This window comes from Thermocatellispora tengchongensis (assembly GCF_014202315.1).
GTDB lineage: Bacteria > Actinomycetota > Actinomycetes > Streptosporangiales > Streptosporangiaceae > Thermocatellispora > Thermocatellispora tengchongensis.
The window spans coordinates 260,395-285,245 of record NZ_JACHGN010000008.1; the positions used below are offsets into that span (position 1 = coordinate 260,395).

Below are 24,851 nucleotides of genomic sequence, written 5' to 3' on the forward strand. Positions count from 1 at the left end.
GTGAATCTGGATTCAGGAGGATGTGGCATGCGGGCAGTGGTGGTCGGAGGCGGGGTCGCCGGATCGGCGAGCGCCATAGCGCTGGCACGGGTCGGCGCGCGGGTCACGGTCTACGAGGCGTACCAGGACCCGGCAGGCCCGGTCGGGTCGTTCGTCAGCCTGTCCGTCAACGGACTGCGCGCCCTGGACGCCCTCGGGTGCCTGCACGCGGTCCAGCGGGCGGGCTTCCCGGTGGAGCGGCAGCGCATGTGGTCCGGCAGGGACCGGCCGCTGGGCGACGTGCCGCGCGGGCGGCGAGCCGGCGACCCGCTGCGATGCGCGCCGACCTGGTCACGGCGCTCCGGGAGGAGGCGGTGCGGGCCGGCGCCCGGATCGTTGTGGGCACACGGCTCTCCGGTGGCTCACTGGACGAGCGCACGTCCGGCGCCGACCTGGTCGTCGGCGCGGACGGCATCTGGTCGGCCACCCGCCGGGCGCTCGACCCCACGGCTCCCGAGCCCCGCTACGCGGGCCTGTACTCGGTCTCCGGCACCACCGACGGGCCCGTGCGCCTGCCCGGCGACCGGCCGCAGGGCTTCAACATGGTCTTCGCCCGCCGCAGGGCCTTCATCTACCTGCCCGCGCCCGGCGGCGCCGTCTGGTGGTCGGCGCAGGTCGCCGCCGCCGAGCCGCCGCCCGACCCGTCCGCCCTCGGCCCGGCCGAGCTGAGCGAGCTGTTCGCCGCCGAGAAGACCCCGCTCGCCGTGCTCGGCGCCTCCTCGGCCGTGACCGCCGCCACCCTGCTGCACGTGCTGCCCCCGGTGACCCGCCGCCACGACGGCCGTACGGTGCTCGTCGGCGACGCGGCCCATCCGGTCGGCGCCGGACAGGGCGCCTCGATGGCCATCGAGGACGCCGTCGCCCTCGCCCGCGAACTGGCCACCGCCGCGGACGTCCCCACGGCCCTGGCCGCCTTCGACCGTCTGCGCCACCACCGCACCGGCAAACTGGCCAAGACGGCCGCCGCCAACCGGGACGCCAAGACCGCGGGACCCGTGACCGCCCGCCTCCGCGAGATCATGATGCCGTTCTTCTTCAACCGCTTCTACGAGAAGGCCACCGGCTGGCTGTACGACTACGACCCGGGACGACTGCCGGCACCACGGACCTCGTGACCTGCCTGAGCGGGCCGTGCGAGAATGGGTCATGCGCAAGGCATTCGCCCACGACGCCGTGGTCGCCCTCGAACCCCACGGCGACCCGAGAGCACCCGGCGCCGCCATCACCGCGGCCCTGTGCGGCCACTGGGACCACGAGCCGCCGTGCCCCATCGCCCCCCACCACACCAGCGCCGACCACAACGGCCACGAACTGTCCCTGCACGTCCTCTTCGCCGCCGACCCGGCCATGGAGCCCGAGGTCCGGCGCCGCATAGAGACGGCACTCGCACACTCCACCCTGGAGGGCCCGGACGGCCTGGTCACCCGCTGGCGCCTCCTCCACGCCCACCCCGCCCGCGTACACGACGACGAGTCCCACCACGCCGAACGACTCATCCAGTCATAAGAGCCCGCCCTTCGCCCTCCGGGTGCCGGCTCCCACGCGGGGAGTCAGGCAACGGTGGATCTTTCCCGAGGCGGGATGGGCGAGTGCCCAAACGGTTCGCACACTGGCCCGTTGCCGCTGGTAGCCGGAGGCATGCCCGCATACCGGTGGTGGGAGGGCGCGGCACCAGGTGCCTCTCGGGTGGTGAGAGGGAGTGGCCGGGCGACGGGTGGGTCTCCAGGCGGGATGGGGGCGAGTGCTGAACCCCGCGAGCCTCCCCGCGCCTTCTCCCGAAGGTGGACACGCCCCCGGGGATCGCACACTCGCCTCTCGCCGCAGGCAGTCGGAGGTGTGGCCCCGTGCCCGTGATCGGAGGGGGCGCACCCGCCCCCCGCGGTTCGCACGCCCGCCCCTCGCCGCAGGCAGTCGGAGGCGTGGCCCCGTGTTCGTGGTCGGAGGGTGTACATCCGCCCCTACGGATCGCACACCCGCCCGTCGCCGGAGGCGTGGCGTGTATCCGTGGTGGGAGGGGGTGACACCCGCTGCTTCTCGGGTGGTGAGAGGGAGTGGGTGGGGCGAGGGGTGGGTCTCTGGGCGGGATGAGGCGGATGCCGGAACGTGCGGGAACGCGCTGTCCTCCCGCCGTCGCCGTCTCCTCCTCCGGAACGGGCACACCCCTTCCCGGCCGCTCACGCACCGGCTGTCTTGGCGTGGCCGCCGTGTTCCGGCCGTGTCCCCGTGGGTAGGCCGGGCGCGGTGCGGTGGCGTTGGCCCGGGTTGGGGAGGTAGGGGTCGTCCGCCACCTGGTGTCCGCGCCCAACCGTTATGCCACCCCCTACCTCCGCCGGGCACGGCCGCGGTCGGGGAGGGCGGCCGGCCGCCGGGGGCATGGTTCGGGGATGAACGCAAGCCCGTTGGTTTCACGGTCGGCCGCCTGTGTCATGTCAGCGGAACAGCCATGTGGGAACGGCGTCGGCGAGGGCCTTGTAGCCGTCGGGGTTCAAATGCAGATGGTCGCCCACTTCGAGTTCCGGGCGTAGATTTCGGGGATTCTCCGGGTCGCGTACCACGCGGTCGAAATCGATGACCGCGTCGAAGCGGCGGCTGGTGCGGATCCATTCGTTGACCGTTCGGCGGGCCGATTCACGCAAGCCGGCCGGGTCGTCGTAGGAGGTGTTCCCGCCGAAGGGGAGCAGTGTCGCGCCGTAGACGCGGATGCCGTGCGCGTGGGCCCGGACGATGATCTGGTCGTAGGCGGCGATGAGGTCCTGCGCGATCTGCCGCTGGGCCTCGGGGGTGGCCTCGGCGGTGCCGATGTCGTTGATCCCCTCGAAGACGATCAGCCATTCGACGCCGCTCTGCGCGAGCACGTCCCGGTCCAGCCGGGCCAGGAGGTTGGGGCCGAGGCCGTCGTTGAGCACCCTGTTGCCGCCCGCCGCCTGGTTCAGCACCGCGACGCCGGCGGTGGCGGGGGAGGTGTGCAGGCGTTCCAGCAGCCGGTCCGGCCAGCGGTCGTTCATGTTGGTGGTCGAGCCGCGCCCGTCGGTGAGCGAGTCGCCCACGATCGCCACCGCGGAGGTCGCCGGCTTGGCCGTCACCTCGACGCCGCTGAGGAAGTACCAGTGGTCGGTGGGGGTGGAGCCGGTCAGGTCCTGGGCGGCGACATGGTTGCCGGCCTTGATGTGCGAGGTGGTCCTGGAGCCGGGGTGGGAGGTGATCGAGTTGGACGCCTGCCCCTGCGCCAGGTAGACCGAGACCGACAGGTTCGACCGCGGGGCCAGGTCGAAGGGCAGCGGGTCGGAGACGACCTGGGCGCCGACGGGCACGACCGTGGAGGGCCGCCCGCCGTGGAAGGTCACCGGGCGGGCGCTCCCCGGCTGGATGGCGCCGACCCCGGCCTTGCCGCCGGCCGGCAGCGCCACCGAGACGGCCGTGATGGGCAGCGCCGCCCCGCCGAAGGCGTTGGAGAACCGCAGCCGCATCTGCCGCCCGCCGACCGAGACGTGCACCGTCTGGCGCAGTGTGGCGTCGGCGAGCACCAGGTTCTCCTGGGTGAACGGCGCCGGCGGCATGTTGTGGGGCTCGGTGAGCTGCGGCATCGACACCCAGGTGTTCACCCAGTGGCCGTTCGTCGCGACGCCGGCGGATTCGGCGCGCGCGGCCGTATTCGCGACCGATTTCGCGTCGAACGCGGGACTCGACGCGACCGCGGTCACGGCGAGCGTTCCCGCCGCGATCACGTTTAATATCGACGACAATTTGCCCAATCGGATCACGTCCTCTCGGTGATGGGAAAAGCCGGGAATTCGCACGCCGGGAATCCACCCTCCCGGTTGGCAGCCGCGACGGTAGGGAGGTCAGGGCGGGGCGTCAAGGAGCGGGCCGCCGAGACCGGCCGGCCCCCGGAGGGGCGAGGGCCTCCGCCGCGCGGCCCGGAGATTCGTTTTCCGGCATCCGGGAAACGCGGTTCCGCCGAGGGTGTGACCGGGGTCACCATCGTGCCGTTCCCCCGGGCCACGAAGGAGCCGCCTGTGTCGTCCATTCCCCGCGATCAGTGGTACGTCGCCGCGTACGGGCGCGAGATCGGCCATGACCTGTTCAGCCGCACCATCTGCGGTGAGTCGATCCTGTTCTGGCGCACCCGCGCCGGCGAGGTCACCGCCATGTCCGACCGGTGCGTGCACCGCCGCTTCCCGCTCTCGCAGGCGCCGAGCCGCCTGGTGGAGGACCAGGTGGTGTGCGGCTACCACGGCTTCACCTACGGCGCCGACGGCGTCTGCGTCGCCGTGCCCGGCCAGACCCGGGTGCCGCGCACCGCTCGGCTGAAGCGGTACCCGGTGGTGGAGCAGGACTCCTTCGTGTGGGTGTGGATCGGCGACCCGGCCAAGGCCGACGCCGCGCGCATCCCGCGGGCGCCGTGGCTGGTCTCCCCGGACTACACCACGGTCTCGGGCATGGAGCCGCTGCGGGCCCGCTTCGGGCTGCTGGTGGACAACCTGCTGGACCTGTCGCACGAGACGTACCTGCACGGCGGCTACATCGGCACCCCCGAGGTCGCCGCCACCCCGATCACCACCGAGGTGGACGAGGAGGCCGGGATCGTCTACGTCAGCCGGCACATGGACGACGCCGAGTGCCCGCCGTTCTACGCCAAGTCCACCGGGCTGACCGGGCGGATCATGCGCTGGCAGGACATCGAGTACACCCCGCCGTGCCTGTACAAGCTGCACTCGCGCATCGCCCCGCTCGGGGTGCTGCCGAACCCCGACGGCAGCGACCCGGACGCCTTCCACGTCGAGGTCGTCTACGCCATCACCCCGGAGACCGAGCACTCCACGCACGACTTCTGGGCCGTGGCCCGTGACTTCGCCCTCGACGACCAGGGCGTGTCGGACTTCCTGGCCGAGCAGAACCGCACCGTGGTGCTCCAGGACGTGGCCGCGCTGGACGTCCTGGAGCGGGTGATCGCGACCGAGCCGCCCGGCTACCAGGAGCTGTCGATCAACATCGACACCGGCGGGCTCGCGGCCCGGCGCCTGCTGGCCAGGATGGCGGGACAGGCCACCGCCCCGTCCGGCACGGCCGTCCCGGCGCCGCGGTCATGAGGACGCTGCGCGTGGTCTGGGTGCCCGGCGGCGACCTGCTGCGCGGCATCTGCCACTGCGGCGCCGAGCATGTCGCCGAGGGCCCGGCCGAGATCTGGGAGTGGCTGCTCGGCCACCCCGACGGGCACGACGCCGCGCCCCCGCCCGTCCTGGTGGCGGCGCCGTCGGGCGCGGGGGCCGCGCCGTGACGCGGGCCGGGCTCGCGGACGAGCGCAAGCTGGTCGTGCACGACCGGTGGCGGGCCGCCGACGGGGTCGTGGCGCTCGACCTGCGCGATCCGGCCGGGGCCGGGCTGCCCGCCTGGACGCCGGGCGCGCACATCGACCTGGTCCTCGCCGGCGGCCTCGTCCGCCAGTACTCGCTGTGCGGCGACCCCGCCGACGGCACGACCTGGCGGATCGCCGTCCTGCGCGAGCCGGACGGCCGGGGCGGCTCGGCGTACGTGCACGACGAGCTGCACCCGGGCACGACGGTCCTGGCCCGGGGGCCGCGCAACAACTTCCCGCTGCACCCCGCTCCCCGCCACCTGTTCATCGCCGGGGGGATCGGCATCACGCCGATCCTGCCGATGGTCCGGGCCGCCGACGCCGGGGGCTCGCACTGGAGGCTGGTCTACGGCGGGCGCACCGCGGCCTCGATGGCCTTCGCCGCCGAGCTGCGCGCCGCGTACGGCGACCGCGTGGTCCTGCGCCCTCAGGACGAGCACGGCCTGCTGGACCTGGACGCCCTCCTGGCCGGGGAGCCGCCGGACACGCTCGTCTACTGCTGCGGCCCCGCCCCGCTGCTGGATGCCGTCGCGAAGCGCTGCGAGGGCCGTCCCACCGGCATTCTGCACGTGGAGCGGTTCACGCCCGCGGACCCCGGCGGGCCGGTCGCGGCGGAGTCGTTCGAGGTCGAGCTGGCCGCCACCGGTGTGACCCTCACCGTGCCGCCGGACCGCTCGATCCTGGAGGTCGTGGAGGACGCCGGCGTGCCGGTCCTATCCTCGTGCCGTGAGGGGACCTGCGGGACCTGCGAGACCGCGGTGCTCGCCGGCACGGTGGACCACCGCGACTCGCTGCTCACTCCCGAGGAGCGGGCGGCGCACGACACCATGTTCGTCTGCGTCTCCCGCGCCGCATGCCCCAGGCTGGTCCTCGACCTGTGACACCCCGCGACCGCAGGAGCCCCGATGCCCGTGACCTCGCTTCCCACCGGACGCGCCGACCGCCCCGCCGGACGCGGTGAGCGGGCTGAGCGCACCGGGCCCGTGGTGGCCCGTGCGCTGCAGATCCTGGCCGCGTTCACCCCCGATCGGCGCTCGCTCACCCTCAGCGAGATGTCCCGGCACTCCGGCCTGCCGGTCTCGACCGTGCACCGGCTGGCGGCGGAGCTGGTGGCCTGGGGCGCGCTGGAACGCGACCCCTCGGGCTGCTACCACATCGGCCTGCGGCTGTGGGAGATCGGCTCGCTCGCGCCGCGCGGCCTCGGCCTGCGCGAGGCGGCGCTGCCGTTCCTGGAGGACCTGTCCCAGGTGACCCGGGAGAACGTGCAGCTCGCGGTGCGCGAGGGCACCGAGGTGGTGTTCGTCGAGCGCATCGCGGGCAGCAAGGCGGTGCCGGTGCTCACCCGGGTCGGGGGCCGCTTCGCGCTCACCGCCACCGGCGTCGGCCTGGTCCTGCTCGCGTACGCGCCCGCCGAGGTGCAGGAGCAGGTCCTGGCGGGCCCCGTCACCCGCTACACCGAGCGCACCCTGACCACCCCGCACGAGCTGCGCGCCGCCCTGGCCGGCACCCGCGCCCGCGGCTACGCCGTCAGCGACCGCCAGGTCACCATGGACGCCCTGTCGGTCGCCGCCCCGATCCACGACGCCGACGGCGACGTCGTGGCCGCGGTCTCGCTCGTCGTGCACCACGGCAGCGTCACCCCGAGCGCCCTCGCCCCGCTGGTACGCACCAGCGCCCGCGCCATCTCCCGCGCCCTGACCGCCCGGCCCTGACCGGGGCCGGCGCGGGACCGATCGACGCGGGGCGATCGGGACCGGGGCGATCGGGGCCGGGCCGGCCTGGGCGGGTCAGCCGGCGGCCGCGGCCGACCTCGCGGCGTCCAGGGTCTTGCGCAGGGCCGTGGCGACCGGCTCGATCGGGGCGGTGAGCTCCGCGAGCCTGGCCTTGTGCCGGCGCCACTCGCGGCCCGGCAGGACCGTCTTCAGCTTGGCCGCGCCGGCCAGCGCGGCCAGGATGCGGACGTCCTGCTCCACGCGGTCGGCGGGCCGGCCGTCGCGTACGGCGCGGGCGACGCGCTCGGCGAGCCGGCGCGAGAGGTACGGACGGCTCGGGGTGATCCGGGTGACCGGGAACAGCAGGACCTTGCGCCGCTCCACGCGGACCAGATGGGCGGCCTGCAGTTCGTCGCACACCAGGTGGAAGGCCCGCGAGTGGTCCTTGCCGACCCAGCGCCGCCACGAGCGGGGCCGGGAGTTCGCGATCTGCTCCCAGACGGCCGCCTGGAGCGGCGTCGGGTCGGCGGGGGCGGTCACGGCGCGGGCCTTGCCCGACTCGTCCGCCAGGTTGCCGCCGGCCAGCAGCTCGGCCAGGGCCGCAGCGCGCAGGAGGTAGCCCAGCTCGCCGCGGTTGCCCGGCCGCTCCCTGCGCAGGTCGAAGGCGAGCAGGAAGGCCGAGCCCGGCAGCGACTCACCCTGCTTCATCAGCGTCTCCATCGGCTTTCTCCTCCTCGTCCGGACTCGGGTCCGGGGTGTCCTGAGAGGTCTTCCTCGGCCGTCCGCGCGGGCGCATCCGGCCCACGCCGCCGGGTAGCCGCCCGGCTTCGGCCAGGGCCCGCCGCAGCAGGAACTCGATCTGGGAGTTCGTGCTGCGCAGCTCGTCGGAGGCCCACCGGGCCAGCGCGTCGTGCACCACCGGGTCAAGCCGCAGAAGGATCTTCTTCCGCTCCACGGCGGTTACTGGTAGAGAGTGCCCGTGTTGACCACGGGCTGGGTGTCGCGGTCGCCGACCAGCACCACGAGCAGGTTGCTCACCATGGCGGCCTTGCGCTCCTCGTCCAGCTCGACCACGTCGTGCTCGGCGAGCCTGTCCAGCGCCATCTCCACCATGCCGACCGCGCCCTCGACGATCCGCTGCCGTGCCGCGACCACCGCGCCCGCCTGCTGGCGGCGCAGCATGGCGTGGGCGATCTCGGGCGCGTACGCCAGGTGGATGATGCGGGACTCGATGACCTTCACCCCGGCCGAGGCCACGCGGGCGGAGATCTCCGCCGACAGCTTCTCGTTGATCTCCTCGGCGTTGTCCCGCAGCGACAGCCGCGGCTCGCCGTGGGAGTCGTAGGGGTACAGGCCCGCGATGTGCCGTACGGCCGTCTCGGCCTGGATGGCGACGAACTCCACGAAGTCGTCCACCTCGAAGACGGCCTGCGCGGTGTCCTGCACCTGCCAGACCACGACGGTCGCGATCTGGATCGGGTTGCCGTCGGCGTCGTTGACCTTGGTCACGTCGGTCTCGTGGTTGCGGATCCTGGTGGACACCCGCCGCCGTACCGTGATCGGGTTGACCCACTGCAGGCCGGGCGTGCGCAGCGTGCCGACGTAGCGGCCGAGCAACTGCACCACCCGCGCCTCGCCGGGCGCCACCGCGGTGAGGCCGCAGGCCAGCACCACGCCCGCGATGATCATCAGGAAGGACACCACCATCAGCCACACGCCGCCCTGCCCGGCGCCGGAGGCGAGCGTGGCGATGGACACGACGAACAGCGCGATCCCCGCCAGGACGAGCACCGTTGACACCCCCAGCATCATGAACCCGCTTGTCGCCCGCACCTGCCGTTCGCGCGTGGTCGGCGCCGGCATCTCCACGGCGGTCCCCTCGATGGCGATCCCGCCGGTCGCGTCGGCCATCGCCTGCCCCTTTCCTCGTGCCTTCACCTTGCTAGCAAAGTGATATCACTTTTTGGCGCACGGGGCCAGGGGCGGGCGACGGCGGTAGCGGAACTACTCCCCTGCGGTCACCTCGCCGGGTGGGTGGCCGCCCAGTCGAGGAGCGCCGCCGCGGTGTCGAATCGGCGGCTGGAGCTGGTCTCGCCGAGCAGGACGCCGACCAGCCGGTGGCCGTTCACCTCGGCGGCGAAGGCCAGGGTGTAGCCGGCGGCGCGGGTGAAGCCGGTCTTGGCCCCGATCGCGCCCGCCGTGCCGAGCAGCCGGTTGGTGTTCCGCCAGGTGTACGCGCGGTGCTCGTCCGTCGCCGGCAGCGAGCGGTACCGGGTGGAGGTGACCTTCCGCAGCGTCGGGTTGCGCAGCACCGCCTCGGTGAGCAGCGTCTGGTCGCGCGCGGTGGAGTATCCTCCGCCCCCGTACGGCATGCCGTCGGCGTTGACGTACAGGGTGTCGCGCATGCCGAGCCTGCGCGCGGTGGCGTTCATCTCGCCGACGAAGCCCTCGACGCCGGGGCCGTACGTGCGGGCCAGCGCGTGCGCGGCGTCCGCGCCGGAGGGGAGCAGCAGGGCGTACAGCATCTCCTCGACGGTGAAGCGGTCGCCGGCCCGCAGGTTCGCCACCGCGGCGCCGCCGCGGGAGGCGTACCGCACGTCCTCGGCCGTGACCGTGACCATGTCGCCCGGCTTGGCCTGCGCGAGCGCGGTGTAGGCCGTCATCAGCTTGGTCAGGCTGGCCACGGGCATGCGCACGTCGGCCTGCTTGGCGAAGCGCACCTTACCGGTGGAGACGTCCAGCAGGTACGCCGCCCGCCCGAGCACCGCGGGCGCGTTGTCGTCCGCGACGCTCGCGGCCGGCGCGGCGGGGACGGCGGGCACGGCGGGCACCTCGGTCCCGGCAGGGGCGGCGGGCACGCCAGGGGCGGTGGGCACGGCCACGGCCGCCTGTGCCGCGGTGGCGCCGCCGGTCACGACGGCGCTCGCGACCGCCAGGCCGGCGAGGGCGGAACGAAGACGGTTCTTGCGGGGAGAGTCAGGGGATTGCAGGGGCATGCGGATGTCGGCTCCTTGCTTCCATGCCGCCTACCGGGTTAGCTGACGGGTTCGGGCTGGAAAGTGCCCTACGGGCGCCGCCGCTGGCGGGCGCGCCGATTCACCCCCATGGGTGGGTCCCCGGCTCCGCGAGGCGCGGATTCGGCGGCCGCACGCGCTCCGGCCGGGGGCGGCCGGGACGTGCGGTCCGGGCGATGACATACGGCAGCGGGCGTGGGTCGCATGCGTGCCGTAGCCTGCACGGTAATCGAAAACCGACAAATAGTGCAATTAGCGTAAAAGATGATTTAACATCACAAGTCAGGAGAAGTTGGACAGGCTGGTCGTGTCAGGGCCGCACGCCCCACCCGTCACACGCATCCCGCCGAGCCGGAAATCGCGTTGCCCCGGCCGGCGGCGCTCGTGCATGGTGATCGCCATGAACGTGCCGTTCCGGCAGATCCGCGCCGCCTACACCGACGAGACGATCACCGTCTACCAGGCGTACAGCTCCGCCATTGCCAGGCCCGCCGTCGCCGCGCAGCGCTTCGTGCCCCCGTTCAAGCTCGACCGGATGACCTGGATCAAGCCGTCCTTCCTGTGGATGATGTACCGCTGCGGCTGGGCCGCCAAGCCCGGCCAGAGCCACGTCCTCGCCGTCGAGATCACCCGCGAGGGCTGGGAGTGGGCGCTCGCGCACGCCTGCCTGAGCCACTACGACCGCGAGCACCACGCCGACCACGAGTCCTGGCGGGCGCTGCTGCGCGAGAGCCCCGTCCGCATCCAGTGGGACCCCGAACGCGACCGCGAGCTGAACCCGCTGCCGCACCGCTCCATCCAGGTCGGCCTGTCGGGCGAGGCCATCCGCCGCTACGCGGAGGACTGGACCGTCTCCATCACCGACATCACCGAAGGGCTCCGCGACCGGGTGCCGCAGGAGCGCCCGTACCCGCTGCCGCCGGATCTGGCGCAGCGGATCGGCGCGACCGTGGCGGATTGACCGGCGCGTAGGCCCGGGTCGTCCGGGCCCGGACCGCGATCGACTGACTTTCGGCCCCTTCCTGACCGGCCCCGGCCGCAGCATCCTGGAAGGGAGGATCCGGGGGCCCTCGGCTCGGCCCCGTCGTGAGCGCCGGGCCCGGGGGAGTGATCCGTGGGGGAGGTGAGGCACGTGTTCGTCGATCGCCGTGACGCGGGCGTCCGCCTGGGCGAGCGCCTGCACGGGCACGTGAAGGACGGCGACCCCATCGTGCTGGGGCTGCCACGCGGCGGCGTGGTCGTGGCCTTCGAGGTGGCCGCGGCCCTGAACGCGCGACTGGACGTCATCGTGGTGCGCAAGCTCGGCGTGCCGTTCCATCCGGAGCTCGGCTTCGGCGCCATCGGCGAGGAGGGCGTACGGGTGCTGAACACCGACGTCGTCGAGCACGCCGGGCTGACCGAGGCCGAAATGGCCGCGGTGGAGCGGCGCGAGCGGGCCGAGCTGGAACGCCGCGCGGCCCGCTACCGCGGCGGCCGGCCCGCCGCGCCGCTGGAGGGCCGTACCGCGATCGTCGTGGACGACGGCGTCGCCACCGGCGGCACCATGCGGGCCGCCTGCCAGGTCGCCCAGGCCCGCGGCGCCGCCCGGGTGATCGCCGCGGTGCCCGTGGGCGCGCCGGAGGCCATCGCCGTCCTGCGCAGGTCGGCCAACGAGGTGATCTGCCTGCGCGCGCCGCGCGACCTGTTCAGCATCGGCTCCTGGTACTCCGACTTCGCCCAGACCACCGACGACGAGGTCACCACGCTGCTGACCCGTGCGGCGTCCCCGCCCGCCCGCCACCGCGACGGCCCCCACCCCGCGCACACCGGCTGACACGACGGCGTACGGCACGGCCCGCGGGGGCGGCGGCCGGGAACACCGGCGGCGGTCAGACGGCGGCCTTGGCCTGGTCGAGGGCGGCCAGGTAGGACTGGACGCCCATGCCCATGGTGGCGACGTGCTCGCGCATCAGCCGCTGGTAGTGCGGCGCGGTCGGGTACCGGTGGTCCACCTGGAACTCCCCGGCCAGGGAGAACCAGGTGACGGGGACGGCGCCCGCCTGGACCATGCGCTGCACCGCGACGGCGTGCGTCTCGGCGGTGACGCTGGCCGAGGCGTCCACCACCAGGTACACCTCGTAGCCCTCGCGCAGCGCGCCGAGGACGGTCTGCAGGACGCAGCCCTCGGTGGACACCCCCGCGATGGCGAGCTTCCTGCGCCCGGTCCGCCGCACGGCCTCCGCGAACCCCTCGTCGAGGAAGCCGTTGAAGTTGCCGCCGCGCTCGATGACCGGGTGATCCCCGATCACCTCCAGGAGCTGCGGGTACAGCGGGCCGGAGGGCTTGCTGGGCAACCCGTTGGTCACCACCAGTCCGCTCTGGTACAGCACGGCCGTCTTGGCCAGGCCGACGACGTTGTTGATGTGCGCGGCCGTGTCATGGGAGCGCAGGACGTTGGCGAACCCGACGGCGTGATCCACCAGCACGATCGTGGTGTTGGCCGGGGTCAGGGGCTCCAGGGACATGATGCCTCCATGTCACTAATGACCATTTGGTTACTAAGACGATAGCACTCTTAATGACCAGATGGACACTTAGCCCCCCCGGTGCACCCGCGCATGCGGTCCCGCCCGCGGCCTCCGGCAAAGGATGGCAACGATAACAGTCCGGTAGTCATCCAGTGCATAAGGGGAAATCAAGCCTTGACGGCATGGAATGGCATCGTTAACAATTCCGGGACAGTCAGCCACCCGTTGCCGGCGCCTTCGGACCCCGAGGAGACGACATGGTCCGCCCACGACTTGTTAACGCTAACAACCCCACCCGGCGCGATCTGCTGCTCGGACTGGGAGGACTGGCCGCGGCCGGGGCGCTGGGCGCCTGCGGGGTGCCCACGGAGTCGGAGGCACCCGCCGCGCTCGGTACCTCCGCGGCCCCGTCCGCCGGGCAGGCCCGTGGCGAGATCACGCTGTGGATGCGCGACGACGACCTGCTGAAGGTCTTCCGCACGGTGGTCCCGGCCTTCAACGCCAAGTACCCCGGCGTGAAGGTGAACCTCAAGGGCGTGGACATCGCCACCAAGCTGCCGCCCGCCCTGGTCAGCGGCACCGGCCTGCCCGACGGCTCCTTCTGGGAGGACGACCAGATCGGCCAGCACGCCGACCACCTCTACGACCTGACCGCCCTGATGGGCAGGTACCGCGACGACACCGTCCAGTTCAAGCTGGACGTCCTCACCCACGACGGCCGGCTGGTCGGTATCCCCTGGGACACCGACCCGGGCCTGCTCTACTACAACGACGAGATCCTGACCGGGGCCGGAGTGGACCCGGCCTCGCTCACCGACTATGACGCGCTGCTGGAGGCCGCCCGCGCCATCAAGGCCGGCAACCCCAAGGCCAGGCCCATCCCGCTGGAGCAGGACAACACCCTCGGCATGATGTGGTACACGATGTTCCTGAACCAGCAGCAGGGACACGGTCTGGTGGACCCCTCCGGCAGGCTGACCCTGGACGGCGCGGCCTCGCGCCGCGCGCTCACCTGGATCAAGACGATCGTGGACGAAGGGCTGGGCGCACGGCAGAAGTTCGCGAGCACCGCCCAGATCACCATGCTCGACGACGGCATCATCTCGCTGGTGCCGTGGGCGATCTGGTTCATCTTCATCCCGCAGTCGGGCCTGAAGAAGACGACGGGCAAGTGGCGGGTGACCGGCCTGCCCGCCTGGACGCCCGGCGGCGCCCGCTCCGGGCTCATGGGCGGCAGCTCCTTCGTCATCCCCGCCAAGGCCAAGAACCCGGAGCTGGCCTGGCTCTTCTACGAGTTCGCCGTCTACGACCCCCAGGGGTACCGCACGGTGTTCTCCAAGAACAGCGTCTACCCGACCGGCCTCAACACCGTGGTGCCGTCGGTCAAGTCCGCGCTGGACCCGGCCAAGCCGCTGGTGGACCGGCTGCCCCAGCTCGGCGGCGTGGACAACTGGGCGATCAGCACGAAGGCCGCGCTGGACATCCCGGCCGGCTACACGGCCCCCTCCTGGTACGGCCAGGCCGCCAAGTACCTGGGCGCCAACATCCAGCGCCTGATGGACGGCAGGATGTCGGTGGACGAGGTGATCGCCAAGTCCACGGCCGACATCCAGAAGAACCTGATCGACAGGAACTGATCGGCCGTGTCGCTACTGGCGAACCGGGTGGCCGCCCGTCGTGCGCCCGCCACCCGCCCCGCGCGCGCCGCCCGCGGCCCGCGTACGGGCTGGCGGGGGCTGCTGCTGGTGACCCCGTTCTTCGTGTTCTTCGCGGCCTTCGCCGCCTACCCGCTGTACTACGCCTTCCAGCTCAGCTTCCTGGACTGGCACGGCGGTGCGACCTACCGCTGGGCCGGCCTGGACAACTATCGCTACCTGCTGACGAACCCGGACTTCTGGGCCGCGCTGGGCAACACCGCGCTCATCTGGCTGCTGATCGTGCCGCTGCAGACGATCGGCGCCATCGCGGCGGCGGGCGCCCTGTCGCGGGCCAGGCTCCGGTTCACGCGCCTGCTCCGCACCGCGGTGATCATCCCGTACGTGACGCCGCTGGCGGCCATGGCCCAGGCGTTCATCCTGATCTTCGACCGGGACTACGGGGTGGTCAACCACCTGCTCGGCCTGGCCGGCCTGCCGCACGTCGAGTGGCTGACCTCGACGGAGTGGTCCAAGGTGACGATCGCGCTGCTGGTGCTGTGGAAGACCAGCGGGTTCGCGCTCATCGTCATGCTGGCCGCCATCCAGGGCATCCCGCAGGAGGTCTACGAGGCGGCGGCGCTGGACGGGGCAGGTCCCCTCACCACCTTCTGGAGGATCACCGTGCCGCTGATGCGCCACGCCATCGCGTTCTTCGTGGTCATCTCCACACTGGGCATCTCCCAGATGTTCCTGGAGCCGTACGTGCTGACCGACGGCGGGCCGTACAACAGCAGCACGACCAGCGGGCTGTACCTGTTCCAGCACATCGGCGCCTCCGACCTGGGCACCGGCGCGGCCAACACCTTCCTGCTGGTGGCCATGGTGCTGGCGCTGTCGCTGGCCGCGGTGCGGCTGTTCCGGGAGTCGAAGTGACCGCGCTGCGCCGCGGCGGCGGCTACCTGCTCCTCGCGGCGGCCGTCGTGGCGTTCCTGTACCCCATCTGGTGGATGGTCGTCTCGGCGTTCAAGCCGGGGGCGAGCATCCTGAACGACCCGCTGGGCGCCGGGCCGTTCACGCTGGACAACTTCCGCGCCATGCTCGAACAGGTCCCGATCGGCCAGGCGCTGGGCAACACCGCCGTGGTCGTGGCCGCCAAGAGCGCGCTGACGATGGTGTTCTGCCCGCTGGCCGGGTACGGCTTCGCGAAGTACCACTTCCGGTTCAAGGAGGCCCTGTTCGGGGTGGTGCTGCTGACGCTGATGCTGCCCACCCTGGCCCTGGTCATCCCGCTGCTGCTGGAGATGAAGCAGCTCGGCTGGGTCAACACCTACCAGGCGCTGATCCTGCCCGGCGCGGTGGACGCCTTCAGCGTGTTCTACATGCGCCAGGTGATCAGTCAGGTGCCGGACGAGCTGCTGGACGCCGCCGCCATCGACGGCGCCTCGGTGCTGCGGACGTTCTGGTCGGTCGTGGTGCCCGTGATCCGTCCCGGCCTGGCGGCGCTGGCCGTGCTCACCTTCTTCAACGTCTACAACGACCTGGTCTGGCCGATCGTGGCGGTCAACGACGAGAGCAGGCAGACCGTCTCGGTGCTGCTGGCCAACCTCGCCACCAACGTGACCGGCGCCCAGACCGCCAGCGGCTTCGACCTGTGGGGCCAGCTCATGGCCGCCTGCACCATCGCCACCGTTCCCACCGTCATCGTCTTCCTGCTGGTGCAGCGCCACTTCATCAAGGGCCTGCTGGCAGGCAGCGGCAAATAGACAGGAGTCGTCGTTGCTCACCGCTGACATCACGCTCAGCACCTACTTCCATCGCGGTCCCGTGGACCGCCGCCTGTTCGGGTCGTTCGTGGAGCACATGGGCCGGTGCGTGTACACCGGCATCTACGAGCCCGGCCATCCGGCGGCCGACGAGCACGGCTTCCGCGCCGACGTGGCCGACCTGGTCCGCGAACTGGGCGTCACGCTGGTCCGCTACCCGGGCGGCAACTTCGTCTCCGGCTACCGCTGGGAGGACGGCGTCGGCCCGCGGGAGTCCCGGCCCCGCACGTTCGACCTGGCCTGGCGCGGGATCGAGCCGAACGAGGTCGGCACCGACGAGTTCCTCGGCTGGGCCGCGCGCGGCGGCCTGACCCCGATGATGGCGGTGAACCTGGGCACCCGCGGCATCCAGGAGGCCGCCGACCTGGTCGAGTACTGCAACGCGCCCGGCGGCACCCGCTGGTCGGACCTGCGCCGCGCCAACGGGACCGCCGAGCCGTACCGGGTGCCGCTGTGGTGCCTGGGCAACGAGATGGACGGCCCCTGGCAGATCGGCCACACCGGCGCCCGCGAGTACGGCGTGCTGGCGCGCGAGGCGGGCAAGGCCATGAAGCTCGTCGATCCCGGCATCGAGCTGGTGGTCTGCGGCAGCAGCCACCGGCACATGCCGACCTTCGGCTACTGGGAGGCCGAGGTCCTGGAGCAGACCTACGACGTGGCCGACTACCTGTCCCTGCACGCCTACTACCTCAACGACGGGGAGCGCGCCGGATACCTCGGCTCCGGCGCGGCGCTGGACGCGTTCATCGGCGACGTGATCGCCACCGCCGACGCCGTGGGCGCGCGGCTGGGCCGTGGCAAGCGGATCAACCTGTCCTGCGACGAGTGGAACGTGTGGACCCGCGACCCCTACGTGGACCTGACCGCCCGCGAGCCGGACGTGGCCCTGCCGCTCACCGAGCACGAGTACACCCCGCTGGACGCGGTGGTGACCGGCGACCTGCTGGTCGCGCTGCTCAACCACGCCGACCGCGTCCGCATCGGCTGCCTGTCGCTGCTGGTCAACGTGAGCGCGCCGATCCTCACCGAGGCGGGCGGCCCGGCACGCAAGCAGACGATCTTCTACCCGTTCGCGCTGGCCGCCCGGATGGCCCGCGGCCACAGCCTCCACACGGTGGTCGCCGGCCCGGAGGTCGCCACCGTACGGCACGGCGACGTGCCCGCCGTCGCCGCCGCCGCGACCCACGACGAGGACACCGGGGAGGTGGCCCTGTTCGTCACCAACCGGAGCGCGGAGCCTGCGGAGATACGGCTGCGCCACGCGGGCCCCGGAACGCTGAAGATCCACGACGCGTGGACGCTGACCGCGTCCGGCACGCCCGTCCCGAAGCCCTTCACCCGGCACGTGGCCGCCGACGACGGGGTCACCGTCCTGCACCTGCCCGCCGAGTCATGGACAGCGCTGCACGCCCAGCGAAAGGACTGAGAAACATGGCGAGTAGTGGACTCAGCCCGGCGCCGGGGCGGTGCTGGCCCGCCGTACCAGCGCCGGGACCACGTGCGGCGCCTCGACGGGGCCGCCGTCACCGCCGTCGATCAGGCGCAGCAGCACCTCGACGGCGCGGCGGCCCACCTCCTCGTGGTCCGGCCTGACCGTGGTCAGCGGCGGGATCAGGTATCCGGCCTCGGGGATGTCGTCGAACCCCACCACGCTGACGTCGCCGGGCACCCGGATGCCGCGCTCGTGGAAGGCACGCAGCAGGCCGAGCGCCATGTGGTCGTTGGCGGCGAAGACCGCCGTCACACCAGGGCGTTCGGCCAGTTCCAGCCCGGCCTGGTAGCCCGACTCGGCGCTCCAGTCGCCGGGCACCACGCGGGGGACGACGCGCCCGGCCTCCTCCAAAGTGGTGCGCCACGCCTCGATGCGGGCCTGGGCGTCCATGCGATCGCGCGGCCCGGACACGTGCCACACCGTCGAGTGGCCCAGGCGCAGCAGGTGCTCCACGGCCATCCGCACGCCCTCGGCCTGGTCGATGCGCACGGCCGGGACCGAGTCGTCGGGAGCCGCCTCCACCGCGACGGCGGGCAGGCCCGCCGGAAGGCTGAGCAGGGCGCTGGTGGCCGCGGCGCGGGCGGCGAAGACCGTGATCACGCCGGCGACCGTGTGGCTCGTCAGATCGGCCACGGCCTCGACGATGCTGCCCCGATCGAAGCTCTCGGGCGTGGCGATGGTGACGCCATACCCGGCGCCGCGGGCCGCCCGGCCGATCCCCAGCAGGGTGGAGGCGGGCCCGAACAGCACCGAGTCGAAGCTGATCACGCCGATCGCGTGGGCCTGCCGGCGCACCAGGCCGCGTGCCATCAGGTTGGGGCGGTAGTCGAGCCTGCGGATCGCGTCCAGGACCCGCTCGCGCGTCTCGGGGCGCACGTTCGGGCGCTCGTTGAGCACCCGCGACACCGTCTGGTTCGACACACCCGCCAGCCGCGCGACGTCACCGATCACCGCGGGCCGTGCGCCCCGCCGCCCTCCTGTCATCGACCCAACTCCTCCAGACCGGTTGCGTGATAACGATATCAGCGATCATCCAGGCCCCGGCCCGCCCCGCCATCAGGGCAGGCCCGCCCGGCGGCGCCGCGTACGGGAGGCCGTCCTGGCCGGGTCTGCCAAGCCGGGCGCCACGCGCTCCGGCCGGTCCGTTCCGAACCGCACGCGAAGCACTTGACGTGCTGGTTGATAACGTTAACATTTCTTTGGATCCCCCGCCGACCCCTGGAGTCCCACGGTGCACAACGCACGCCTCACGATCGATCCCGCCTTCACCGTCGCCCCGGTGCGGCGGCGCACCTTCGGCACCTTCGTCGAACACCTCGGCCGCTGCGTCTACACCGGCATCTACGAGCCCGGCCACCCCAGCGCCGACGAGGACGGCTTCCGCCGCGACGTGCTGGAGCTGACCCGGGAACTGGGGGTCACCACCGTCCGCTACCCGGGCGGCAACTTCGTGTCCGGCTACCGATGGGAGGACGGCGTCGGCCCGCGCGAGCGTCGGCCCCGGCGGCTGGACCTCGCCTGGCACAGCACCGAGACCAACGAGGTCGGCGTCGAGGAGTTCATGGCCTGGTGCGGCAAGGCCGGCCTGGAACCGATGATGGCCGTCAACCTCGGCACCCGCGGCGTGCAGGAGGCGCTGGACCTGCTCGAATACTGCAACCACCACTCCGGCACCACCCTGTCCGACCTGCGCGTCGCCAACGGCGCCAAGGAGCCGTACGGCATCCGGATGTGGTGCCTGGGCAACGAGATGGACGGCCCCTGGCAGATCGGCCACAAATCGGCCCGCGAGTACGGCAGGCTGGCCGCCGAGACCGCCCGCGCCATGCGCATGGCCGATCCCGGGCTGGAGCTGGTGGCCTGCGGCAGTTCCAGCTCCTCCATGCCGACCTTCGGCGCGTGGGAGGCCACCGTGCTGGAGGAGACCTACGACCTGGTCGACTTCATCTCCTGCCACGCCTACTACGAGGAGAAGGACGGCGACCTGGGCGGCTTCCTGGCCTGCGCCACCGACATGGAACGCTTCATCGCCTCGGTCGTGGCCACCGCCGACCACGTGGGGGCCAGGCTGCGCTCCCGCAAGAAGATCAACCTGTCCTTCGACGAGTGGAACGTCTGGTACCTGTCGCGCTTCCAGGCCGCCGAGCCGCCCGCCGACTGGCCGGTGGCCCCGCCGCTGCTGGAGGACCACTACCACCTGGCCGACGCCGTGGCCGTCGGCGGCCTGCTCATCACGCTGCTGCGCAACAGCGACCGGGTCACCGCCGCCTGCCTGGCCCAACTGGTCAACGTGATCGCGCCCATCATGACCGAGCCGGGCGGCCGGGCCTGGAAGCAGACCACCTTCCACCCCTTCTCCCAGGCCGCCCGCCACGCCGCCGGCCAGGTGCTCCGCGTGGAGCCGGTCTCACCGTCGTACGACACCGCCGAGTACGGCGAGGTGCCGCTGCTGCACGCCGTGGCCACCCACGACGAGCGGCAGGGCACCACGGTCTTCGCCATCAACCGCGCCACCGACCGCCCGCTCGCGCTGGAGATCGACGCCCGCGCCCTCGGCGGCGTACGCGTGGTCGAGGCCACCACCCTGACCGACCCCGACGTCTACGCCCGCAACACCGCCGACGACCCCGACCGCATCACCCCCCGCCCCAACCCCGACGTCCAGCACGACCCCCTGACCGTGCTGCTCCCGCCGGTCTCCTGGAACATGATCAGACTGGCCTGACCCCGCCGCACGCCCCCTGCCGGCCGTGCCGCGCCGCCGGGCCCGGTCAGGCGGCCGGGCAGATGGTGGCCCCGGCCGCGCCGAGGTCGCCGACAGAGGGCCGGCGCGGCATGGCCGAGGCCACCCGCCGCGTCCAGCACGCGACGCGGTCCTCCACGAACACCAGGACGGCGCACGGGCGCCGCACAGGGCTCAGCCGGACGGAGGAGCGTGGCGGTCGTGGGGGTCCTGAGAGCCATGGGGGGCGATCGGGGGGTCGGAGAAGGGGCCGCCGGCGGTGTTGGCCGCGCGGTGGCTCGCCTCCTCGGCGACGCGCACGGCGTACAGGCCGGTGCCGGGGTCGATGGGGACCAGGCCGAACGCCGTATCGACGTCCTCCTCGGCCAGCTCCAGCCTCGCCAGCGCGTCGGCGAGAGTCGCGCCCGGCGGGAGCCGTACCGTGAGCAGGACCATGGCTTCTCACGTTACCCGGCGCGCCCCGTCAGGCCGCGTGCCGGGTGTGCCTGCCCAGGCTCTCCAGGACGGCGGGCGGGTTGATGACGCCGTAGCCGTAGTCGTGGTCGAAGCCCAGGGTGCTGCGGTCCTCGGCGGTACGGTGCAGCAGGGTGCGGAGCTGGGCGGGCGAGATCTCGGTGGCGGGGTGGCGGGTGCGGATCGCGGCGACCGCGCCGGCGGCCACGGGGCACGCGGCGGAGGTGCCGGTGTCGGGGGTGCCGGGCCCGTTCGCCTCGGAGCCGGCGAAGTGGGTGTAGGCGCAGATGTCGGGCTTGCGGTCCGAGAGCCGGCCGGGGCCCTGGGAGGAGTAGCCGACGCGTTCCAGGCCGGTGTCGACGCCGCCGACCGACAGGACCCGCGGGTGGGAGTTGGCGCCGGTGATGGGGCGATCGGGGAAGCCGCACCTGCGGTCGGGGCACTCACGGCCGCAGTTGCCCGCGGAGAAGACGATGTCGGCGCCCGCCTGGTCCAGGCTGGCGACGATCAGGTTGAACGGGTGGGCGAGATTGTCGGAGTAGTTACCGGGATGCCCGGGAGGGAAGTCCTGGCCGGGGGAGAACAGCCCCCAGCTGTTGCTGATCACCAGGGACCGGGAGCCGGCGGGCATGGCCTCCAGCACCGTGCGCAGGTGGGCGTAGGCGGCCACCGCGTCGGACAGCAGCCCGGCGACGTTGTGCGGCGACAGCAGGACGGGGATGTCGAGCAGGGTCGCGCGCGGCGCGGCGATCAGCGCGTCGAAGGCGCACATGGTGCCGTGCGCGACGGGGTACTCGCCCGGAGTGCCGCCGACGCCCGGCGGGCTCCAGCTCCGCTCGGTGTCGATGATCACCTCGCGGCCCAGGTGGGCCTGGACGTGGGCGGCGTTGATCCCGCTGTCCACGATCGCCAGCGTGACACCGCTGCCGTCGTGTCCCTCCACCGTCATCTCGGGGGCGCCCAGCAGCCTGGCGACGTCCTGCCAATGCCCCACGGGGCCGTCGCCGCCGCAGGTCGGGGTGCTGTGGATGACCGGGTCGGCGAACACCCCGGCGACATCCCGCCGCGCCGAAGGCAGCAGCACCGACCTGGTGGACAGCTCGTCGTCGGCGATCTCGCCGCGCACCAGCACGGCGGCGTCCTGGGGGGCGTAGGAGAACTCCACCCGCTGGTTCAGCGACAGAGGGTCGCCGTACGCCGAGGCCGGCACCGGACGCGGCACCGCGACGGGGGCGAACGCCTGGTCCAGCACGACACCGGGCAGGCGGCCCGCGACGTCGGCGGCCGTGGCCCTGACGCCGGGCTCGATCACCGCGGCGACGACGTCGGGGGCGGGGCGGAGCTGGATCAGAACCCGCATGATTCTCACCATCGTCAATAGGAGGAATTCAGCTCCTCCAGATTCCCGCACGCGATCGGCGGCGTCCACCCGGCCAAAGGATGGCGTAACCCTTTTATGCTCGTATGGGGGCGCAGTGTCGCCGGCCTTTTCCATTCCGGTGCGACGACAAAAGGGATGCATGCGGAGCGACCGCGCGCCGGGAAAGGTCAATGTCACTGGCGCGTCACCCGCGCGGCCATTTACAGAACGTAATCATCTCTGGCACGTTCGGTAACTGCCTCCGGGGTGGCAGGGCCCGGCGGCCTCCGTCTGTCCGCACGGGCCACGCGCCCCCTTCCCCCGAGAGGGAACGATGCCACACAGCCCCCAGCAGCGCGGGTTCGCCCTCGCCGTCACGGCCGCCGCCGCGATCGCCGTCGCCGGCGCGGCCGCTCCCGCCTCGGCCGCGACCCCCGCCTCCAGCGCCATCGTTTTGGGCGTCGTAGACGAAAGGCCGACGTACAAAATCGACAATGTCGTCACCGGCGGGCACCTGGTGCCGGAGGGATGGGGTTCCAATTCGAATGACATCCCCATATACGCGGTGGTCTCAGATCTGGGCAACGGCTGGAACTTCCGTGAACGGCGTGACCTCGACGGGTGGGCGTACTATCAGATTCGCAACTCGACCACCAAGAAGTGCATCCGGCCCGCCCCGTTCGCGGTCGGAAACCGCACTCTCGTCATTCAGGAGACGTGCGACACCGCCGACTCCTACCAGTACTGGCGTGTGGAGCGGTCCATCTCCAGCCCTCAGCGGGTGCAGATCATCAACCGGGCCTCGGAGGACGCATTCCAGCCCTGGACCCCGCTGAACGTGGACCAGTGGGTCTTCATGACCAACCCCGGCACCGACCTCACCCACTGGGTGCTCCGGCCCCAGTGACCCGTTCGGCGGTCCCACCTCCTCGCCCCCTCCAGGGGGTGGGGCCGCTCTCTCCCGCGCGTCACCACGCTGCGAGACCGCGCCCGGGGCTCGGCGGCACCATTGCGTGAGCGGGTGTGGGCGGCCCGGCGGGGGCGTGCACCGACACCGCCAGGCCGGTCATCGACCGGAGCGATGCGCCCGAGCGGAGGCCCGGCCGACGGTTCCGGCGCCGCCGGACAGGCGTAGGTGTGGCGCAGCCGTGGAGGCCCTGGATGAGGCAAGCAGCGATCAGAGGAAAACGCGAGCGATCTCAAGCCACTTCTGCGCGTCCTCGCCGACTGCCGTGAGGTCGGTCTGGGCGCGGGACCTGCGTTGGGTGACTCGAAGGCAGAAGTCGAGAGCACTGCCCTGGACCCGTTGCTCGGCGTCTTCTGGGCCCCATGCCCAGGTCTGGCCGTCGGGACCGGTCAGCTCGACCCGGAACGGCTCTGCCGGAGGAGGCAATTGGGCGGCATAGAACGACAGCTCTCGCCCCACCACTCCCAACGCGGCCACATGCCGGAGCCGGCTCGTCGGACGACGGGAGACACCCAGCGTGTCGAATACGTCCTGCCCGTGAGCCCACGTTTCCATCAGCCGAAGCGGCACCATGAGCGCTGCGCTCAACTGCGAGCCGTACCACGGAAACCCATGGTCCGGCGGAAGGTCACGTAGCTCCGCCGCCACCTCGGTTCGGCCGGCGCGCCATTGTTCCAGCAGTACCGATCGCGGTTTGGCCGCTCCCGCGGCGGCGTCGAGATCGGCGTATTGGCTGCCTGCGGCTTCCGCCTGCTTCAGCACGGCGTCGAACGCCTCCGGGGTCCGTATGGCGATGAGAACGTTCGCATCGGCTGCGGCAAGATGAGCGATCTGGTGGGCGATCGTCCATCCCACCGCCGGCGTAGGCTTCGACCAGTCGGTCTCCGCTGACACCAGCGCGTCAAGCTCATCCCCCTCGGCCACCAGGTCGGGCAGAGCACGGTCGAGCTCTACACCGGACATGTCAAGGCCGTAGTTCAACATCGGTGTCACCCCCACGCATTGACGGGCATCGACGGCAACGGGCTTGTCCCGCGTTCGGACGGGCGAAGATGATCTAGGTGGTCAGGCTACCGAGGTTGATTTCGGCAAGCCGAACTCGTTCTGGTTCACGTGTCGCCGACACCGTCCCTGACAGGCCGGGAACCGTGGGCAGCCGGACGCCAAGCGCCAGGTCAGCCAGCCGATGACCGCCACCCCGATCGTCTCGGCGCCGTCTCATGTACATGCAGGCATCGCGCGCGCAGGACGACGGCCCGCCTGGCACGTCCACCCATGGGCGATCCTTGTCCACACGGGGTTCCGGGAGCATGCCGAGAACGCATGGGCGCTGTCTGGACCTAGGGGAGGGCGCCATCGGGCCGGCTGCACCAGCCCTGGGCAGCCCAGGTCTCATCCCCGCAGCCGTCGGCGACCGCGCTGCGGATCGCCCAGGGCGCACCCGCGGCGAGCGAGAGCAGGTCCGGGAAGAGCCGAGGCTCGCCCGCGAGTAGGCCGCCACCCTGCCCGCCCAACTGGCCACCGCCACCACCGCCACGGCCACCACCGTCACGGCCACCGCCACCACCGCCACGGCCACCACCGCCACCGTCACGGCCACCGCCGCCCGCCACCGCCGCCGCCACCGTGGAGCGCGCCGCGGCTGCCGCGGAGCGCGCCACGCCCTCAGGCCCATGCCGACCTGGAGGCGGTCCGGCGCGAGCACGCGCCCGGCGGCCGGTGGCCCCAGGAGCGCCCCCCATGCCGTC

The 24,851-nt window shown here is 72.3% G+C and carries 26 protein-coding genes, 1 pseudogene and 1 riboswitch; of the genes and pseudogenes, 16 read left to right on the top strand and 11 right to left on the bottom strand.

Annotated elements, in window-relative coordinates:
* Positions 1–27 precede the first annotated feature (27 nt).
* The 3 genes and pseudogenes from HNP84_RS56715 to HNP84_RS20500 form a co-directional block, all read left to right on the top strand.
* Positions 28–102, top strand: a pseudogene (locus HNP84_RS56715) (hypothetical protein); the annotation flags it as partial.
* Positions 103–314: 212 nt separating this feature from the next.
* A complete protein-coding gene (locus HNP84_RS53200; RefSeq protein WP_246518399.1) occupies positions 315–1,154 on the top strand; it encodes an FAD-dependent monooxygenase in 840 nt (279 codons plus the stop codon).
* A 31-nt stretch (positions 1,155–1,185) separates the two neighbouring features.
* Positions 1,186–1,545 (top strand): hypothetical protein, encoded by a 360-nt coding sequence (locus HNP84_RS20500; protein ID WP_185051374.1) that lies wholly within the window; start codon positions 1,186–1,188, stop codon positions 1,543–1,545.
* A 923-nt stretch (positions 1,546–2,468) separates the two neighbouring features.
* Here HNP84_RS20500 and HNP84_RS20505 read toward each other — a convergent pair.
* Positions 2,469–3,596, bottom strand: coding sequence for an SGNH/GDSL hydrolase family protein (locus HNP84_RS20505; protein ID WP_246518400.1), 1,128 nt, complete (start codon positions 3,594–3,596; stop codon positions 2,469–2,471).
* On the opposite strand from HNP84_RS20505, the gene HNP84_RS20510 reads away from it, so the two are divergent.
* The 5 genes from HNP84_RS20510 (at position 3,577) to HNP84_RS20530 (ending at position 7,107) form a co-directional block, all read left to right on the top strand.
* The gene (locus HNP84_RS20510; RefSeq protein WP_185051563.1) at positions 3,577–3,813 is read left to right on the top strand and encodes a hypothetical protein; all 237 of its coding nucleotides are present in this window, start codon (positions 3,577–3,579) and stop codon (positions 3,811–3,813) included. The two genes, HNP84_RS20505 and HNP84_RS20510, sit on opposite strands and share 20 nt — an antisense overlap.
* 242 nt (positions 3,814–4,055) lie before the next feature.
* Complete coding sequence (locus HNP84_RS20515; RefSeq protein ID WP_185051375.1) at positions 4,056–5,129, top strand: Rieske 2Fe-2S domain-containing protein; 1,074 nt, start codon at positions 4,056–4,058, stop codon at positions 5,127–5,129.
* Positions 5,126–5,317: a hypothetical protein gene (locus HNP84_RS20520; protein ID WP_185051376.1), complete on the top strand. Its 192-nt coding sequence runs from the start codon at positions 5,126–5,128 to the stop codon at positions 5,315–5,317. Before HNP84_RS20515 ends, HNP84_RS20520 begins: the two co-directional genes overlap by 4 nt.
* Positions 5,314–6,276, top strand: coding sequence for a PDR/VanB family oxidoreductase (locus HNP84_RS20525; RefSeq protein ID WP_312925324.1), 963 nt, complete (start codon positions 5,314–5,316; stop codon positions 6,274–6,276). Before HNP84_RS20520 ends, HNP84_RS20525 begins: the two co-directional genes overlap by 4 nt.
* A 24-nt stretch (positions 6,277–6,300) precedes the next feature.
* Positions 6,301–7,107: an IclR family transcriptional regulator gene (locus HNP84_RS20530; protein WP_185051377.1), complete on the top strand. Its 807-nt coding sequence runs from the start codon at positions 6,301–6,303 to the stop codon at positions 7,105–7,107.
* Positions 7,108–7,182: 75 nt separating this feature from the next.
* On the opposite strand, the gene HNP84_RS20535 is transcribed toward HNP84_RS20530, so the two are convergent.
* From HNP84_RS20535 to HNP84_RS20550, 4 genes are all read right to left on the bottom strand, one after another.
* Complete coding sequence (locus tag HNP84_RS20535; RefSeq protein WP_221336502.1) at positions 7,183–7,827, bottom strand: GOLPH3/VPS74 family protein; 645 nt, start codon at positions 7,825–7,827, stop codon at positions 7,183–7,185.
* Positions 7,802–8,062 (bottom strand): type II toxin-antitoxin system antitoxin, encoded by a 261-nt coding sequence (locus tag HNP84_RS20540; RefSeq protein ID WP_185051378.1) that lies wholly within the window; start codon positions 8,060–8,062, stop codon positions 7,802–7,804. Before HNP84_RS20540 ends, HNP84_RS20535 begins: the two co-directional genes overlap by 26 nt.
* Before the next feature lie 5 nt (positions 8,063–8,067).
* On the bottom strand, positions 8,068–9,018 hold the full coding sequence (locus HNP84_RS20545; RefSeq protein WP_185051379.1) for an SPFH domain-containing protein: 951 nt from the start codon (positions 9,016–9,018) through the stop codon (positions 8,068–8,070).
* A 107-nt stretch (positions 9,019–9,125) separates the two neighbouring features.
* The gene (locus HNP84_RS20550; protein WP_185051380.1) at positions 9,126–10,103 is read right to left on the bottom strand and encodes a D-alanyl-D-alanine carboxypeptidase family protein; all 978 of its coding nucleotides are present in this window, start codon (positions 10,101–10,103) and stop codon (positions 9,126–9,128) included.
* A 12-nt stretch (positions 10,104–10,115) separates the two neighbouring features.
* Positions 10,116–10,260, bottom strand: a riboswitch (cyclic di-AMP (ydaO/yuaA leader).
* A 261-nt stretch (positions 10,261–10,521) separates the two neighbouring features.
* Here HNP84_RS20550 and HNP84_RS20555 point away from each other — a divergent pair.
* A complete protein-coding gene (locus tag HNP84_RS20555; RefSeq protein ID WP_185051381.1) occupies positions 10,522–11,082 on the top strand; it encodes a DUF4291 domain-containing protein in 561 nt (186 codons plus the stop codon).
* A 153-nt stretch (positions 11,083–11,235) separates the two neighbouring features.
* A complete protein-coding gene (locus HNP84_RS20560) occupies positions 11,236–11,934 on the top strand; it encodes a phosphoribosyltransferase (protein WP_312925328.1) in 699 nt (232 codons plus the stop codon).
* Between the two features lie 55 nt (positions 11,935–11,989).
* On the opposite strand, the gene HNP84_RS20565 is transcribed toward HNP84_RS20560, so the two are convergent.
* Entirely contained in the window at positions 11,990–12,625 is a 636-nt protein-coding gene (locus tag HNP84_RS20565; RefSeq protein ID WP_185051382.1) for an isochorismatase family protein, read from the bottom strand.
* 260 nt (positions 12,626–12,885) lie between these two features.
* Here HNP84_RS20565 and HNP84_RS20570 point away from each other — a divergent pair, with 260 nt between their 5' ends.
* The 4 genes from HNP84_RS20570 to HNP84_RS20585 are packed head-to-tail and all read left to right on the top strand — an operon-like array spanning position 12,886 to position 17,514.
* Positions 12,886–14,265 (top strand): ABC transporter substrate-binding protein, encoded by a 1,380-nt coding sequence (locus tag HNP84_RS20570; protein ID WP_185051383.1) that lies wholly within the window; start codon positions 12,886–12,888, stop codon positions 14,263–14,265.
* Positions 14,266–14,271: 6 nt separating this feature from the next.
* Entirely contained in the window at positions 14,272–15,198 is a 927-nt protein-coding gene (locus HNP84_RS20575) for a carbohydrate ABC transporter permease (protein WP_221336503.1), read from the top strand.
* Complete coding sequence (locus HNP84_RS20580) at positions 15,195–16,028, top strand: carbohydrate ABC transporter permease (RefSeq protein WP_221336504.1); 834 nt, start codon at positions 15,195–15,197, stop codon at positions 16,026–16,028. The genes HNP84_RS20575 and HNP84_RS20580 overlap by 4 nt, the downstream gene beginning before the upstream one ends.
* Positions 16,029–16,041: 13 nt before the next feature.
* Positions 16,042–17,514: an alpha-N-arabinofuranosidase gene (locus HNP84_RS20585; RefSeq protein WP_246518402.1), complete on the top strand. Its 1,473-nt coding sequence runs from the start codon at positions 16,042–16,044 to the stop codon at positions 17,512–17,514.
* A 21-nt stretch (positions 17,515–17,535) separates the two neighbouring features.
* On the opposite strand, the gene HNP84_RS20590 is transcribed toward HNP84_RS20585, so the two are convergent.
* Positions 17,536–18,564, bottom strand: coding sequence for a LacI family DNA-binding transcriptional regulator (locus tag HNP84_RS20590; protein WP_185051384.1), 1,029 nt, complete (start codon positions 18,562–18,564; stop codon positions 17,536–17,538).
* Between the two features lie 247 nt (positions 18,565–18,811).
* Here HNP84_RS20590 and arfA point away from each other — a divergent pair, with 247 nt between their 5' ends.
* Positions 18,812–20,305, top strand: a complete 1,494-nt coding sequence (arfA, locus tag HNP84_RS20595) for an arabinosylfuranosidase ArfA (RefSeq protein ID WP_185051385.1) — start codon at positions 18,812–18,814, stop codon at positions 20,303–20,305.
* A gap of 46 nt (positions 20,306–20,351) precedes the next feature.
* On the opposite strand, the gene HNP84_RS20600 is transcribed toward arfA, so the two are convergent.
* Genes HNP84_RS20600 through HNP84_RS20610 form a run of 3 tightly spaced genes read right to left on the bottom strand, consistent with a single transcriptional unit; the run spans position 20,352 to position 22,136 of the window.
* Positions 20,352–20,492, bottom strand: coding sequence for a hypothetical protein (locus HNP84_RS20600; protein ID WP_185051386.1), 141 nt, complete (start codon positions 20,490–20,492; stop codon positions 20,352–20,354).
* A 5-nt stretch (positions 20,493–20,497) separates the two neighbouring features.
* A complete protein-coding gene (locus HNP84_RS20605) occupies positions 20,498–20,758 on the bottom strand; it encodes a hypothetical protein (RefSeq protein ID WP_185051387.1) in 261 nt (86 codons plus the stop codon).
* Positions 20,759–20,786: 28 nt separating this feature from the next.
* Entirely contained in the window at positions 20,787–22,136 is a 1,350-nt protein-coding gene (locus tag HNP84_RS20610) for a S8 family serine peptidase (RefSeq protein ID WP_185051388.1), read from the bottom strand.
* A 334-nt stretch (positions 22,137–22,470) separates the two neighbouring features.
* Here HNP84_RS20610 and HNP84_RS20615 point away from each other — a divergent pair, with 334 nt between their 5' ends.
* On the top strand, positions 22,471–23,043 hold the full coding sequence (locus tag HNP84_RS20615) for an RICIN domain-containing protein (RefSeq protein ID WP_185051389.1): 573 nt from the start codon (positions 22,471–22,473) through the stop codon (positions 23,041–23,043).
* 270 nt (positions 23,044–23,313) lie between these two features.
* On the opposite strand, the gene HNP84_RS20620 is transcribed toward HNP84_RS20615, so the two are convergent.
* Positions 23,314–24,087, bottom strand: a complete 774-nt coding sequence (locus tag HNP84_RS20620) for a TIGR03084 family metal-binding protein (protein ID WP_185051390.1) — start codon at positions 24,085–24,087, stop codon at positions 23,314–23,316.
* Positions 24,088–24,851 lie beyond the last annotated feature (764 nt).